Origin of the sequence: Stenotrophomonas sp. TWI1149 (assembly GCF_039673155.1) — a bacterium.
In the GTDB taxonomy this organism is placed as follows: Bacteria; Pseudomonadota; Gammaproteobacteria; order Xanthomonadales; family Xanthomonadaceae; genus Stenotrophomonas; species Stenotrophomonas maltophilia_AA.
Genome location: NZ_JBDJLB010000011.1, coordinates 65,164 through 78,817, shown reverse-complemented (window position 1 = coordinate 78,817; position 13,654 = coordinate 65,164). Strand labels below are relative to the sequence as shown.

The 13,654-nt window shown below is 68.0% G+C and carries 12 protein-coding genes; 5 read left to right on the top strand and 7 right to left on the bottom strand.

The genetic code is table 11. The features are described 5' to 3' along the window. Positions 1 to 75: 75 nt before the first annotated feature. Positions 76 to 3,504, bottom strand: coding sequence for an Rne/Rng family ribonuclease (locus ABE424_RS13680; protein WP_346492336.1), 3,429 nt, complete (start codon positions 3,502 to 3,504; stop codon positions 76 to 78). A gap of 442 nt (positions 3,505 to 3,946) precedes the next feature. Here ABE424_RS13680 and ABE424_RS13675 point away from each other — a divergent pair, with 442 nt between their 5' ends. Next, complete coding sequence (locus ABE424_RS13675) at positions 3,947 to 4,885, top strand: RluA family pseudouridine synthase (protein ID WP_259261541.1); 939 nt, start codon at positions 3,947 to 3,949, stop codon at positions 4,883 to 4,885. A 125-nt stretch (positions 4,886 to 5,010) separates the two neighbouring features. Here ABE424_RS13675 and zupT read toward each other — a convergent pair whose 3' ends face one another. The 3 genes from zupT to ABE424_RS13660 all read right to left on the bottom strand — a co-directional run bounded on the left by zupT (position 5,011) and on the right by ABE424_RS13660 (position 6,691). Next, positions 5,011 to 5,820, bottom strand: a complete 810-nt coding sequence (gene zupT, locus ABE424_RS13670; RefSeq protein WP_176989452.1) for a zinc transporter ZupT — start codon at positions 5,818 to 5,820, stop codon at positions 5,011 to 5,013. Positions 5,821 to 5,925: 105 nt separating this feature from the next. Next, on the bottom strand, positions 5,926 to 6,345 hold the full coding sequence (locus ABE424_RS13665) for an energy transducer TonB (RefSeq protein ID WP_179458505.1): 420 nt from the start codon (positions 6,343 to 6,345) through the stop codon (positions 5,926 to 5,928). Positions 6,346 to 6,349: 4 nt separating this feature from the next. Next, the gene (locus ABE424_RS13660) at positions 6,350 to 6,691 is read right to left on the bottom strand and encodes a 4a-hydroxytetrahydrobiopterin dehydratase (RefSeq protein WP_176989454.1); all 342 of its coding nucleotides are present in this window, start codon (positions 6,689 to 6,691) and stop codon (positions 6,350 to 6,352) included. 90 nt (positions 6,692 to 6,781) lie between these two features. Between ABE424_RS13660 and ABE424_RS13655 the strand changes: the two genes are divergently transcribed. Continuing rightward, on the top strand, positions 6,782 to 7,381 hold the full coding sequence (locus ABE424_RS13655) for an NfuA family Fe-S biogenesis protein (RefSeq protein WP_176989455.1): 600 nt from the start codon (positions 6,782 to 6,784) through the stop codon (positions 7,379 to 7,381). A gap of 9 nt (positions 7,382 to 7,390) precedes the next feature. Beyond that, complete coding sequence (locus ABE424_RS13650; protein WP_346492337.1) at positions 7,391 to 9,142, top strand: hypothetical protein; 1,752 nt, start codon at positions 7,391 to 7,393, stop codon at positions 9,140 to 9,142. 35 nt (positions 9,143 to 9,177) lie between these two features. On the opposite strand, the gene ABE424_RS13645 is transcribed toward ABE424_RS13650, so the two are convergent. After that, complete coding sequence (locus ABE424_RS13645) at positions 9,178 to 9,624, bottom strand: barstar family protein (RefSeq protein WP_346492338.1); 447 nt, start codon at positions 9,622 to 9,624, stop codon at positions 9,178 to 9,180. Beyond that, on the bottom strand, positions 9,621 to 10,109 hold the full coding sequence (locus ABE424_RS13640; protein ID WP_346492339.1) for a ribonuclease domain-containing protein: 489 nt from the start codon (positions 10,107 to 10,109) through the stop codon (positions 9,621 to 9,623). Before ABE424_RS13640 ends, ABE424_RS13645 begins: the two co-directional genes overlap by 4 nt. Positions 10,110 to 10,376: 267 nt before the next feature. Between ABE424_RS13640 and ABE424_RS13635 the strand changes: the two genes are divergently transcribed. Further along, on the top strand, positions 10,377 to 10,988 hold the full coding sequence (locus tag ABE424_RS13635; RefSeq protein ID WP_346489949.1) for a superoxide dismutase: 612 nt from the start codon (positions 10,377 to 10,379) through the stop codon (positions 10,986 to 10,988). A 73-nt stretch (positions 10,989 to 11,061) separates the two neighbouring features. On the opposite strand, the gene ABE424_RS13630 is transcribed toward ABE424_RS13635, so the two are convergent. Beyond that, the gene (locus ABE424_RS13630; protein ID WP_346492340.1) at positions 11,062 to 11,850 is read right to left on the bottom strand and encodes an endonuclease/exonuclease/phosphatase family protein; all 789 of its coding nucleotides are present in this window, start codon (positions 11,848 to 11,850) and stop codon (positions 11,062 to 11,064) included. Positions 11,851 to 12,087: 237 nt separating this feature from the next. Here ABE424_RS13630 and ABE424_RS13625 point away from each other — a divergent pair, with 237 nt between their 5' ends. Continuing rightward, positions 12,088 to 13,650, top strand: coding sequence for an oligopeptide:H+ symporter (locus tag ABE424_RS13625; RefSeq protein ID WP_176989460.1), 1,563 nt, complete (start codon positions 12,088 to 12,090; stop codon positions 13,648 to 13,650). Positions 13,651 to 13,654 lie beyond the last annotated feature (4 nt).

Here is a 13,654-nt window from a genome sequence, read left to right as displayed (position 1 = left end):
CTGCGCCATTCAATACCCCAAACGCAGACAGCGGCCCGAGGGCCGCTGTCTGTTTGTTGCGTCACTCACCCAGGATCAGGGCGTGTCGTTCTTTTCCTGCTTTTCCTGGTCAGCCTTGTCGCCTTCGTCGGCCTGCGGGGCATCGGTCGGGATGTCCTCGCGGGCTTCGGCCTGCGCAGCCTGTTCGGCGGCGTTGGTGGCGGCCGGGGTGTCGCTGGCGGCCGAACCGAACAGCTGACCGTTGTGCACGACCGGGCCGGCCGAGGCCGATTCGGTACGGGCCTGCGGGGCTGCCGACTGTGCCGGGGCCTGGGTCGCGTCGACGGCATCCAGCATGCTGGTCTGCACCGGCGCGGCGGTCGGCTCCTTCACTTCCTGCGCAGCGGTCTCAACGACCGGAGCGGCCGGAGCAGCCACCGGAGCCGGAGCCACCGGAGCAGCGACCGGAGCCGCCGGAGCAGCGACCGGGGCCGGAGCCACCGGAGGAGCAACCGGAGCCGGCGCCACCGGAGCAGCGACCGGAGCCGGAGCAGCAGCGACCGGGGCCGAAACCACCGGAGCAGCCACCGGCTCAACCGGACGCGCAGCTTCCACCGGCGCGGCCGGCTGAGCAGCAACCGGGGTCGGCCTCGGGCTTTCCACGAACGGCACCGGGTCGTTGTAGGAGGCCGGCGCTTTCTCGGTGATCGGCTCGACTGCCGGGGCAGACGCCTTTTCAACCACCGGGGTCGGAGCCTTCTCGGCAACCGGTGCAGCCACCGGGGCCGGGGTCGGCTCGGCGTGACCGGCGGTCACGACCGGGCTGCTGACCACGGCGACCGGCGCCGCGGCAGCGACGGCCGCCACAGGAGCCGGGCGCGGGGCCTGGACCGGTGCGGGCGCAGCGGCCGGCGCGTTGCCGGATTCGTCGTCGAACTCGAACTCGGGCTGCGGCTGACCGTTGTTGGCCACCTGACGCTCGGCCGGGGCAGCGGTGCCGCCGTCCTGATCGCCGTCCTGGTCGTCGCCATCGTCATCCAGACCGTTGTCGTCACCGTTCAGGCCATCGCTGCCGGCAGCCTGCTCGCCATTGCCACGACGACGGCGACGGCCACCGCGACGACCACGACGACGGCGCGAGGCGCCTTCACCGGTACCGTCTTCGGCATTGGCCGGCGCGTCACCCTGTTCGATGGCGTCGGTGTCGCCCAGCTGTGCATCCTCGGCCGGGGCGGCCTTGGCCGTTTCCTGGACGTGGGCGGCCGGCGCGGCGGCATCGGTGGCCACCACGGCAGCTGCAGCGATCACGGCGGCGTCGGCAGCGACCGGTGCAGCGCTGGTCGGCTTCGGTGCATCGGCCTGCGGCTGGCGCGCGGGCTTTTCGCTCACGGCCGGCTTGTCACCCTCGTTCTGCTGCGGCCTGGCCTGGCCGTTCTGGCCCTGCTTCTGCTTCAGCTTCGGCTGCTGCTGGTCATTGCGCGGTTCATTGCGCGGCTTGGCCGGCTGCTGCTCGTTGCGCGGCTTGCCCTGGCCGGGCGCCTGCACCTGTGCCGCAGTGCCATTGGCCGGTGCGGCGGCGGTGTCCTGACGGCGCTCGTCGCGACGCTCGCCCTTCGGGCCGCGTTCGCCACGCTCACCACGGTCCTTGCCACGGCCCTGTGCCTGCGCATTGCCGTTGCCACTCCGTTCGCCACGCTCATCGCGACGTCCATTGCGGTCCTTGCCGGTGCGATCCTTGTTGCGACCGTTGCGGTTGCCGTCCTGGCCCGGGCGGTTGCTCGGCTGCGGTGCGGCGGCCGGGGCCGGCTCGCCACCGAAGATGCGCTTCAGCCAACCCACCACGCCGGTTGCAGCCGGGGCGGCAACGGGGGCGGCGACCGGGGCCGGTGCGGCTTCCGGTTCCGGGGCTTCGCGCACCGGGGCCGGCTGGCTGTGCTTGACCTGGGTCACCACCGGGGCGACCGGGATGTTCAGCTGGGCCTTGGTCAGCGCGTGCACCGGCAGCTTGCGCGGGGTGCCGCGCTGGTAGCTCGGCTTGCCGCTTTCTTCGCCCAGCTCGTTCTCGCGCAGGCGGGTCACTTCGTAATGCGGGGTGTGCAGCTGCTCATCGGCGACGATCACGATCGGCGCGTCATGGCGCTGCTCGATCTCACGCAGCGCGCTGCGCTTTTCGTTGAGCAGGTAGTTGGCGATCTCGACCGGGGCCTGGACCAGCACCTGCCCGGTGTTCTCCTTCATCGCATGCTCTTCAGCCACGCGGATGATGGACAGCGACAGCGACTCGACGCTGCGCATGCGGCCATGGCCGTCGCAACGCGGGCAGACGATCTGGCTGGATTCGCCCAGGCTCGGACGCAGGCGCTGGCGGCTCATTTCCATCAGGCCGAAGCGCGAGATGCGGCCCAGCTGCACGCGCGCACGGTCGTACTTGAGCGCGTTCTGCAGGCGGTTCTCGACTTCGCGCTGGTGCTTGTTGGAGGCCATGTCGATGAAATCGATGACCACCAGGCCGCCCAGGTCGCGCAGGCGCAGCTGGCGTGCCACTTCGTCGGCCGCTTCCAGGTTGGTCTGGAAGGCGGTGTCCTCGATGTCGCTGCCCTTGGTGGCGCGCGAGGAGTTGACGTCGATGGCGGTCAGCGCTTCGGTCTGGTCGACCACGATCGAGCCGCCGGACGGCAGGCGGACGTTGCGTTCATACGCGCCTTCGATCTGCGATTCGATCTGGAAGCGGTTGAACAGCGGGATGTCGTCCTTGTAATGCTTGAGCTTGCGCAGGGTCTGCGGCATCACCTGCTGCATGAACTCCTGGGCGGTCTCGTACAGCTCTTCGGTGTCCACCAGGATCTCGCCGACATCGGCGCGCAGGTAGTCACGCAGGGCGCGCACGATCAGGCGCGACTCCTGGTAGATCAGGAACGAGGCCGGCTTGGTCAGCGCCGCTTCGGCGATCGACTTCCAGACCTGCAGCAGGTAGTCCAGATCCCACTGCAGCTCTTCGGCATCGCGGCCGACGCCGGCGGTGCGGATGATCACGCCCATGTCGTCGGGGATGTTCAGCTTGTCCAGCGCTTCTTTCAGCGCGGCGCGGTCTTCGCCCTCGATGCGACGCGAGACGCCACCGGCGCTCGGCGAATTCGGCATCAGGACCATGTAGCGGCCGGCCAGCGAGATGAACGTGGTCAGGGCAGCGCCCTTGTTGCCGCGCTCTTCCTTGTCCACCTGGACCACGACTTCCTGGCCCTCGCGCAGCAGCTCGCGGATGCCGGCCTTGTTGTGGTCGACGCCGGCCTGGAAGTAATCGCGGGAGATTTCCTTCAGCGGCAGGAAGCCATGGCGCTCGCCGCCGTATTCGACGAAAGCGGCCTCCAGCGAAGGCTCAAGGCGCGTGATGCGGCCCTTGTAGATGTTCGACTTCTTCTGTTCCTTGGACGGCTGTTCGATGTCGATGTCGTACAGCGTCTGGCCATCCACGATGGCTACCCGCAGCTCTTCAGCCTGCGTGGCATTGATCAGCATTCGCTTCATTCTTGCGTTCCTCGCGCGCTGCTACCGCGCGGAACGCCATGGGGTTTCGCTTCTGGTCACGCTTCACCGCCCATCGCGCATGCGCGGGGAGGGCAGTTTGGGTTTCCAGCGCTACAACACCACGGCAGGCCGCGGGAGCGCTTCATTTGTTTTGGTTTGGGTGTTACTGGGCCGGAGGCAGCTTTCAGCCAGGCTGGAGCGCCACAGGGACATGTTCAGCGCGAATGCGTGTCAGACATCCGGCGATGGCCGGGACCGCCGGTGAGCCGCTAACATGGCCGCCCCGGGGGCGGTGGCTGCGCACTGTGCCGGAATCGAGGGAAGTCGGGCTTCTGGCCCAGAGCAACTTCCAACGAAATCAATCCCTTATCTCGCCCGCCGAGTGTAACAGAATAAAAGGCCAATGACCGTTACCGAGCCCACCCCCAAAGCCGCTGAAGCCATGACCAGCGTACGTATCATCACTGTCCCGGCCGACCGCGCCGGGCAACGCCTGGACAACTTCCTGCTCGGCCAGCTCAAGGGTGCACCGCGCAGCCTGATCTACAAGCTCGTCCGCAGTGGCCAGGTCCGCGTCAACGGCGGCCGCGCCAAGGCCGAGCGCAAGCTCGAGGGCGGCGACGAAGTGCGGGTTCCGCCCGTCCGTCTCAACGAGGAGGGCGACAAGGCCGGCCCGCCCGCCGCGTTCATGAAACGACTGCAAGATGCCATCGTGTTCGAGGACGATCGGCTGCTGGCGCTGAACAAGCCGTCGGGCGTGGCCAGCCACGGCGGCAGCGGCATCAGCTTCGGCGCGATCGAAACTCTGCGCGCGCTGCGCCCCGGCAAGACCCTGGAGCTGGTCCATCGGCTGGACCGCGACACCTCGGGCCTGCTGATCGTGGCCAAGAAGCGCTCGGCCCTGAGCGAGCTGCAGGCGCTGCTGCGCGAAGATCATGGCGCCGGCATCCGCAAGCGCTACCTGACCCTGCTGGCCGGCCGCATGCCCGATGGCACCATGACCGTGGACGCCCCGCTGCACGTGGGCCTGCGCCAGGGCGGCGAGCGCCATGTCCAGGTCAACCCGATCGGCAAGGAGTCGATCAGCCACTTCAAGGTGCTGGAGCGCAAGGGCGGGCATTCGTACTGCGAGGTGCGGATCGAAACCGGCCGCACCCACCAGATCCGCGTCCACGCCCAGCACCTGGGGCATCCGGTGGCCGGTGACGACAAGTACGGCGATCCGGACGTCAACAAGCGGCTTCGTGAGCAGATCGGGCTGAAGCGCCTGTTCCTGCACGCGGCCTCGCTGGAGTTCGCGCTGGACGCGGGCAAGACGCCGTATCTGATCAATGCACCGCTGGCCGAGGAGCTGGTCGAGGTGTTGAACCGGTTGAAATAGTGTCGGCGTAGGCCGCAGCGACGGGGTAGGTACCGACCGTTGGTCGGTACGCGCCCACGCCAATCACCCCAGGCCGGCATGACCAACGGTCATGCCCTACCGCTTCCCGCCCACACGGGCCAGCCTCACCACTTGAACAACACCAGGCTGATCGCCAGGCTGCCCATGCCGGCCACGAGTCCGTACACGGTCTCGTGGCCCTTGGCGTAGCGCTTGGCCGCGGGCAGGAGTTCGTCAAGGGCCAGGAACACCATCACGCCCGAAATGATCCCGAACACCCAGCCGAAGGTGGCGTGGTTGAGCACCCCGGACAACAGGACATAACCGATGGCCGCGCCGATCGGTTCGGCCAGGCCGGACAGCAGGCTGGCGCCGAACGCATAGAACTTGTTCTGCGTGGCGAAGTACACCGGCACCGCGATCGCGATGCCCTCGGGGATGTTGTGGATGGCGATGGCGAAGGCCAGTGGCATTCCCACCGACGGGCTCTCCAGCGTGGCGAAGAACGTCGCCAGGCCCTCCGGGAAGTTGTGCGCGGTGATCGCCACGGCGGTCAGCAGGCCGACCCGCTTGATGTAGGCCTTGTTGTTGTCGCGGAACAGCGGATCCTGCTTGTCCAGGCTCTCGTGCGGGTTCGGGATCAGGTGGTCGATCACCACGATCAGCAGCACGCCGACCAGGAAGGCCGCGGTCCCGTAGGCGAAGCCCAGCCGGGCGTCGTAGGCCTGGGTGAACGAATCGATCGCCTTGTTGAGGATCTCGGTCAGCGAGACGAAGACCATCGCGCCGCCGGCAAAGGCCAGCCCGAACGCCAGCAGGCGCGGGTTGGGCCGGCGTGAGAACAGCACCATCAGGCTGCCCAGCGCGGTGGCCAGGCCGGCGGCCAGGGTCACCGCCAGGGCGATCCATACGTTTTCACTGGAAATATCAGGCATCCGCCAACGCGTCCTTGTAGAAGTGCAACGCGCCCCGGGCAGCAACACCGGGGCGCGGATCAGGGGGCACGAGGCTTGCGGCGGCTGACCTCAACAACGCGGCGATCAGCCGCCGCGACGCAGCCGTTCTTCGACCGCGAAGCACTGGTCGGGCTTGGGCTGCGGCGGATTGAAGCTGACCGGCACCTGGATCGTGGTCGAGACCGTCTGCCCGGCGCGGGTAGCGGCCTTGAACTGCCAGGCCTGCACGGCCTTCTGTGCCTGCTCGTCGAGCTGGGCGTTGCCACTGCCGCTGGCGAGCTGGACCTGGCTGGGCTGGCCGTCGGCCGCGATGGTCACCTTGAAGGTGCTGGTGCCGCCGATCCCCTGGCAGGCCAGTTCGATCGGGTACTCCGGTGGCGGCGTCTTGACCGCCGCGACCTCGGTGGGGGCGGCGACCGGGGCGGCCGGTTCGGCGGGCGTCTTGTTGCAGCCCGCCAGAGCGACCAGGGCAAGGCTGGACAGTGCGATGTACGGCAGTTTCATGGGCTTACTCCGTCAGGGCCGAGGCTTTCGCCGCGCAGATGAAGTCGTTCTCGCTCAGGCCACCCACGTCGTGGGTGGAGAAGCGCACCACGGCGCGGTCGTAATGCACGCCCAGGTCCGGGTGGTGGTCTTCGCGATGGGCCACCCAGGCGAGCGCGTTCACGAAGGCCATGGTGCCGTGGTAGTTGTCGAAGCGGAAGGTACGGGTCAGCGCCTGGCCGGCCTCGGCCAGCTCCCAGCCGGGGACCTGGGCCAGCAGCTCGGTGACCCGGGCGGCGCCGAGCTTGTGGTCGCTGCCTTTGCGCGGCACGCAATGGGCTTGGGCCAGCGGAATCAGGTCGGCCATGGGTTCCTCCACATCTGGATGACTGAACAATGCGCGGTCGGGTGTATAAACCGAATGAGCGCATAACAAGGGATTGGCTAGAATAGCCCGATGATCCAGATATCCGACACTGCCCAATCCTATTTCCGCAAACTGATCGAGCGTGAGGCCGTGCCCGGCATGGGCGTGCGCCTGACCGCCGTCGATGCGGGTACCCCGCGCGCCGATGCCCGCCTGGAGTTCGCCGATCCCAGCGAACTGCTCGGTGATGAGTGGGCGGTGGACTGCGATGGCTTCACCCTCTACGTGGCCGCCACCAGCGTGGCCTGGGTCGATGGCGCCGAGATCGATTTCGTCACCAATGCGACCGGCAGCCAGCAGCTGACCATCAAGGCGCCCAAGATCAAGGGCGAGGCGCCGACGGAAGGCTCCTCGCTGGTCGAACGCGTGCGCTGGGTGGTGGAGAACGAAGTCAATCCCCAGCTGGCCTCGCATGGTGGCAAGGTCGCGGTGCAGGAAGTCTCGGCCGAGGGCGTGGTGCTGCTGCGCTTCGGTGGCGGCTGCCAGGGCTGCGGCATGGCCGACGTCACGCTAAAGCAGGGCATCGAAAAGACGCTGATGGGCCGCGTGCCCGGCATCACCGCAGTGCGCGACGCGACCGACCACGACAGTGGCGACGCGCCGTACATTCCCCGCGGCACGGCTGCCTGATCGCACTGCGTGCCACTGCGCCGGGCTGACGACATCCTCGATTGGCTGCTGGCTCGCCAGCCGGACAAGCGCATTCTCGAAAAAACCACGGGCCTCCCTTACGGGTGGGGCCTGTGGCTGCGTGCGTTGTCGCCGCTGCCGCGGCCGTTCCGCGCCAGCGAGGTGCTGGCCGAACTGGCCCAGCGTGCGCCAGTTGCACACGGCGGACGCCTGCCGGCGCTGAGTTTCGCCCAGGCGATGCGTCGCCTGCTCTGGCAGGGCTGGGATCCGGCGCCGCGCGACCAGCGCTGGATGCGCTGGACGTCGGCGGTGATCAGCGCATTGCTGCATCTGATGTTCGCCCTGTTGCTGCTGTGGGTCGCCTTGATCCGGCCGCCGAGCGAACCGGAGCAGGGTGGCGAGAGCGGGCGCGTGCAGGTGGCCTTCGTGGGCCGCGGCACCCCGCAACAGGAGGAAGGCGGCCAGCCGGCCGCCGAACCGGCGACCACGGAAGCCGCCCGTGCCGCAGCGACCGACAGTGCCCAGGCGGTGGCTTCGGCCGGTGCCGACGCGCGTGAGCCGTCTGCCTCGGCGCCGCAGCCCGTCGCCGCGCCTGCACCGCCCAGTGAACCGCAGCCGGCGCCTCCCGCGCCGTCGACGCCCGCGGTGGAGCAGCCTGTGCAGGCGACCGAGGTCGCCCAAGCGACGACTGATTTCGTGGTGCCGCCGACCAGCGTGCCGCGCACCGAAGTGCGTGTGGTGCCACGCGACCCGCAGGACATCGCCGTGCGCGAGCGCGCCGTGGTGACCGTGGAAGCGCCGACGCCGCGCAGCGCCGTACCCACGCTGCGCCCGGCCGAACCGCAACTGCGGACACCCGACCTCACCGTGCAGGAGCGCCAGGTCACCGTGGTGGAAGCACCCGCCCCGGCCGTTACGGTGCCCGGCCCACGGGTGGATGCCACGCTCCCGCAACGCGAGGTGCAGGTACGCGAGCGTGAGATCCGGCCGGTCACCGCACCCGCGGTGACGATGGCGACGCTGCCCGCGCGCGAGGTCAGCGTGCCGGGCCGATCGCCGGAGGTCGCCGTGCGCGAACGCGCGGTGCCCAATGCCGCGCCGCGCCCGGAACCCCCTTCGCCGACCGCGGCAAGCAGTACCGCGACGGCCCCGGCAGCGACCCGTTCCAGTACCGCCGCCAGTGCGTCCAGCACCAGCGCGACCAATGCGACGCGTGCGCCCGCCCGACCGACGGCAGCGGCGCCGGGCAGCTGGGCCACGCCGAACCGCGCGGACGACTGGGGTGCGGCCAACCATCCGCAGGATGCCGATCTCAATGGCCGGGCCGTGAGCGCGACCCAGGGCAACGGCAGCAGCCTGTTCAAGGCCGATGGCAGTGTGCGCGTCCCGGGCCAGACCGGCGCCGGCACTACCGAGCGCGGCGCGCCCGGTGGCGACAAGGACGGCTGGAGCAAGGAGCGCATTGCGCAGTCCGGCACCTGGCTCAAGCGCCCGCCGTATGACTACACCCCGACCTCGTTCGACAAGTACTGGGCACCCAACGAATCGCTGCTGGCCGAATGGGTCCGCAAGGGCATCAAGTCGGTCGAGATCCCGATCCCCGGCACGAGCTCGTCGATTTCGTGCGTGATTTCCGTCCTGCAGTTCGGCGGTGGTTGCGGCCTGAGTGATCCGAACATGCAGGACCAGCCCGCCATCGCGCGGCCGCCGCCGGACATCCCGTTCAAGAAAGAACTGCAGGAAGACAACGGCAGCCGGTAAGGCGATGCCTCGGTGGCTCTACCGGATGCTGGGCGTTACGGTGCGGCGTCCGCGTCCAGTTCCACGTCCGCATCCTGCAATGCGACGAAGGCCCAGAACGGCACGTTGCTGTCGCTCCAGTAGCGGCTGGCTTCGTCGAGCACCTCCAGCAGCGTGTCGAACTCCGCGCCGGCCTCGCTGCGCAGCGCATCGGCATCACTGAAGAACAGCGCGTAGCCGTTGGCCGGCAACCAGGCCAGGTCGCGCAGGTTGTCGGTCAGCGCATCCCAGTTGCCGCGGAAGCCGGTCGGGAAGTCCAGGCGCGCGGCCAGTCGCATCAGCAGCGTGCGCTTGTCCTGGCAGCCGGCCAGGTCGATCTGGATCACGCGCAGGCCGGCATCGCGCATCGCCGCCGACAAGGGGGCGACATCGTCATTGCCGATCGCATAGATGCCGGCGTTGTTGATGTCGTGCAGGCCCAACTCGAATCCGTCATGCGTCATTGCCAGCTCCCGGCAGGTGGAACGTCGAAACTGCGGAACGTTTCATAGTGATCATCGGTATAGAACCAGCCAGTAGGGGGTGTGCCGCCGGTAACGATGCGCCGCGCGCCGCGATTGCCGGCGCCGGGCGTGTCCACCGTGTACTCGTGGTAGTAGCCGCGCGGTCGCTGCGGCAGGCGTTGTTCGCGGTTGCTGAAAATGCTGCCGTCCTGCCGGTGCGGGAACGGGCCGCCGCGCTGGATCAACGCGATGGTGTCGCGCGCTTCGGCGGGCAGGAACGGAGGCAGCGGATCGCGCGCCGCCTTGGGCCCGGTTGCCGATGACGTCGTCGTCGATGACGCCGCTGCACCGGCGGCCGACGCACTGTCCGGCTGGGTCAGCGACGGGGCGAACTGCGGCGCGGGCGGGCGCTGGGCCAGCTTGATGGCGGCCAGGCCACCGACCAGCAGCACGATGGCGATCAACAACAGCAGCGGCTTGCGCATGAGGGGCCAGGGGCGATGGGCGAGGGGACTACTCTACTGCGATCATCGACCTGCACGGTGAGGCCCAGCCGAACAGGCGTGCTGCACTGCGATGGATGCCGTGCCCCGTGCGCGCGCCGTCACTTTCGCGTAACGATCCCGACACGCGATCGACCGCGCAGGACGAAGTTTCCTTTACATGGCCCTTGGTAAGCTTGTCGGCCATCCCCATCATCGACACCGCAACGCCCGGTCTTTGCCGGGCGAGTGAGCTACCAGGAGAACCACATGGCCTATACCCTCCCCAAGCTGTCCTACGCCTACGACGCGCTCGAGCCGCATATCGACGCAGCGACGATGGAAATCCACCACACCAAGCATCACCAGACGTACATCAACAACGTCAACGCAGCGCTGGAAGGCACCGAGTTCGCCGACCTGCCGGTGGAAGAACTGGTCAAGAAGACCAAGTCGCTGCCGGAGAACCTGCAGGGCGTCGTGCGCAACAACGGCGGCGGCCACGCCAACCACACCCTGTTCTGGACCGTGATGTCGCCCAACGGCGGCGGCGCTCCGGTCGGCGATGTGGCCAAGGCCATCGATTCGCAGCTGGGCGGCCTCGAGAAGTTCAAGGAAGCCTTCACCAAGGCGGCCCTGACCCGCTTCGGCAGTGGCTGGGCCTGGCTGAGCGTCACCCCCGACAAGAAGATCGTGGTGGAAAGCAGCGCCAACCAGGACAGCCCGCTGATGGACGGCAACACGCCGATCCTGGCCCTGGACGTGTGGGAACACGCGTACTACCTGAAGTACCAGAACCGTCGCCCGGAATACATCGGCGCGTTCTTCAACGTCGTCGACTGGAATGAAGTCGAGCGCCGTTACCAGGACGCCATCGCCTGATCGGCACGGTCACCTGACACACGGACGGCCAGGCAGCGATGCCTGGCCGTTTTTCGTTGGGACGCCGCCCGGCTCAGGGCGCGCCGGTGCTTTCCGGGGCCTGCAGGCGCAGGGTGGCCATCGTGCCCAGGCGCAGCGCCGTGGCGTCACCTTCGCTGGCCGGCAGCTTGATGCTGTCCTGGCGGATGCCGCCGAAGTACTTGACCTGGAACAGCACATCCAGCCCATGGCCCCGTGCCGCGCCGGCCAGCGAAGGCGGGTCCACGCGTTCGCCCGGGTTCTTGCGGGCCGGCTGGAAGCCCGGCGTGCTGCCTACGAGTTCGGTGATCTCGGCCGAAAAATCGCCCGCGATCAGCGAGGGCAGGCCGTCGGCGGTCGCGCCGATCCAGGTCATCAGGTCGCTGGTCTGGTGCCGGCGGATCTGCGCATCGTCCGGCTCCGGCCGCAGCCGGGCGACATAGATGTTGATCAATTCTTCGCGCAGCTTGACCCGCAGCATGCCCGCCGCGCTGAATTGCCCGGGCGGATGCAGCAGGGTGACCGCATCATCGGTCACGGGCAGCCGGGTGAGCATGGCACTGCCGTGCCGCAGCGGCTGGCTGGGCGGGTCGGCGGTGACGAAATCGCAGCTGTAGCGCAGTCGGCTGGCCAGCCAGCAGGCCGGGTTGCGGCCCTGGGTCTGCTGCACACGCTGCACCGCGATCACGTCCGGCTGCATGGATTCGAGCAGCTGCAGCACCTGGTCACGGCGCTGCTGCCACTGCGCATCGTCCCGGGTCGGCAGCTCCAGCGACGCGATCTTCAGCGAGGGCAGGGCGTCTTCGGCCTGGCGCGCATGTGCCAGGGCGGCGGGGGCCGTCATCAACAGCAGCAGGATCCAGCCTGGCCAACGTCGGGTCCCACCGGTGATGTGCGTGCGCATAACGATAAGTTTACGCTTCCGCCGTCGACGATCCGTGACATGGGGCCCACCGGCGGCGGTCGTTCCTGATCGGCCTGCCATGTCCGGCAGCGGCTGTCATGCAGCTGTGCAGCGTGCGCTGGGGTGGGGCGTTCCGGTAATCTTGGTCCTTTCGTGTTCGCAGGACAGCCCCACAGGATGAGCAATATCGCAGCCGCCAGCGCCGGCAAAGGCAAGATGCCGCGCCAGATTCCCTACATCATCGGCAATGAGGCCTGCGAACGCTTCAGCTTCTACGGGATGCGCAACATCCTGGTGCAGTTCCTGATCACTTCGCTGCTGCTGCAGGAGATCACCGCCGATGGCCGCGCCGGCGAGGCGAAGGACATCATGCACAGCTTCATGATCGGCGTGTATTTCTTCCCGCTGCTCGGTGGCTGGCTGGCCGACAAATTCTTCGGCAAGTACCACACCATCCTGTGGTTCAGCCTGATCTACTGCGCCGGTCATGCCTGCCTGGCCATCTTCGAGGACAGCCGCCAGGGCTTCTTCGTCGGCCTGGGCCTGATCGCGCTGGGCGCCGGTGGCATCAAGCCGCTGGTCGCTTCGTTCATGGGCGACCAGTTCGACCAGAGCAACAAGCACCTGGCCAAGGTCGTCTTCGATGCCTTCTACTGGATCATCAACTTCGGCTCGCTGTTCGCCTCGCTGCTGATTCCGCTGGCACTGAAGAACCTCGGCCCGGCATGGGCGTTCGGCATCCCGGGCATCCTGATGTTCGTGGCGACCTTCGTATTCTGGATGGGCCGCAAGCGCTATGTGCTGGTGCCGCTGCCGCCGAAAGACCCGCATTCGTTCGGCAATGTCGTGCGCACCGCGCTGTCGGCGCAGGTGCCGGGCAAGGGCCGTCCGGGCCGGACGCTGGCGATCCTCGGCGCGGTGCTGGCGGTGGCCTCGATGGGGCTGGTCGGCAGCCTGGGCATCGTGATCTGCCTGTGCATCGCGCTGGTCCTGCTGCTGGCCGGTATCGGTGGCGGTACCTGGATGCAGCTGGACCGCGCCCGTGCGGTGCACCCGGCCGAAGCGGTCGAGGGCGTGCGCTCGGTGCTGCGCGTGCTGGTGATTTTCGCGCTGACCACCCCGTTCTTCTCGCTGTTCGACCAGAAGGCCTCGACCTGGGTCCTGCAGGGCCAGCAGATGGCCATGCCGAGCTGGTTCACCGCCTCGCAGATGCAGGCGCTGAACCCGTTGCTGGTGATGATCCTGATCCCGTTCAACAACCTGGTGCTGTACCCGATGCTGCGCCGCTTCGGCTTCGAGCCGACCGCGCTGCGCCGCATGACCGCCGGTATCGCCTTCAGCGGCCTGGCCTGGATCGTGGTCGGCGGCATCCAGGTGATGATGGACGGCGGCAACGTCATGTCGATCTTCTGGCAGATGCTGCCGTACGCGCTGCTGACCTTCGGTGAGGTGCTGGTCTCGGCCACCGGCCTGGAGTTCGCCTACAGCCAGGCGCCGCAGGCGATGAAGGGCGTCGTGATGAGCTTCTGGAACCTGACCACCACCATCGGCAACCTGTGGGTGCTGCTGTCCAACGCGGCGGTGCGCAACGATACGGTCACCCACCAGATCGCCAGTACGGGATTGAGCGAGGCGGCGTTCCTGATGTTCTTCTTCGCCGGCTTCGCGTTCCTGGCGGCGTTGGCCTTCGGTTGGTACGCCAAGCGCTATCGTATGGTCGACAACTACCGCACCGCCTGAGCCT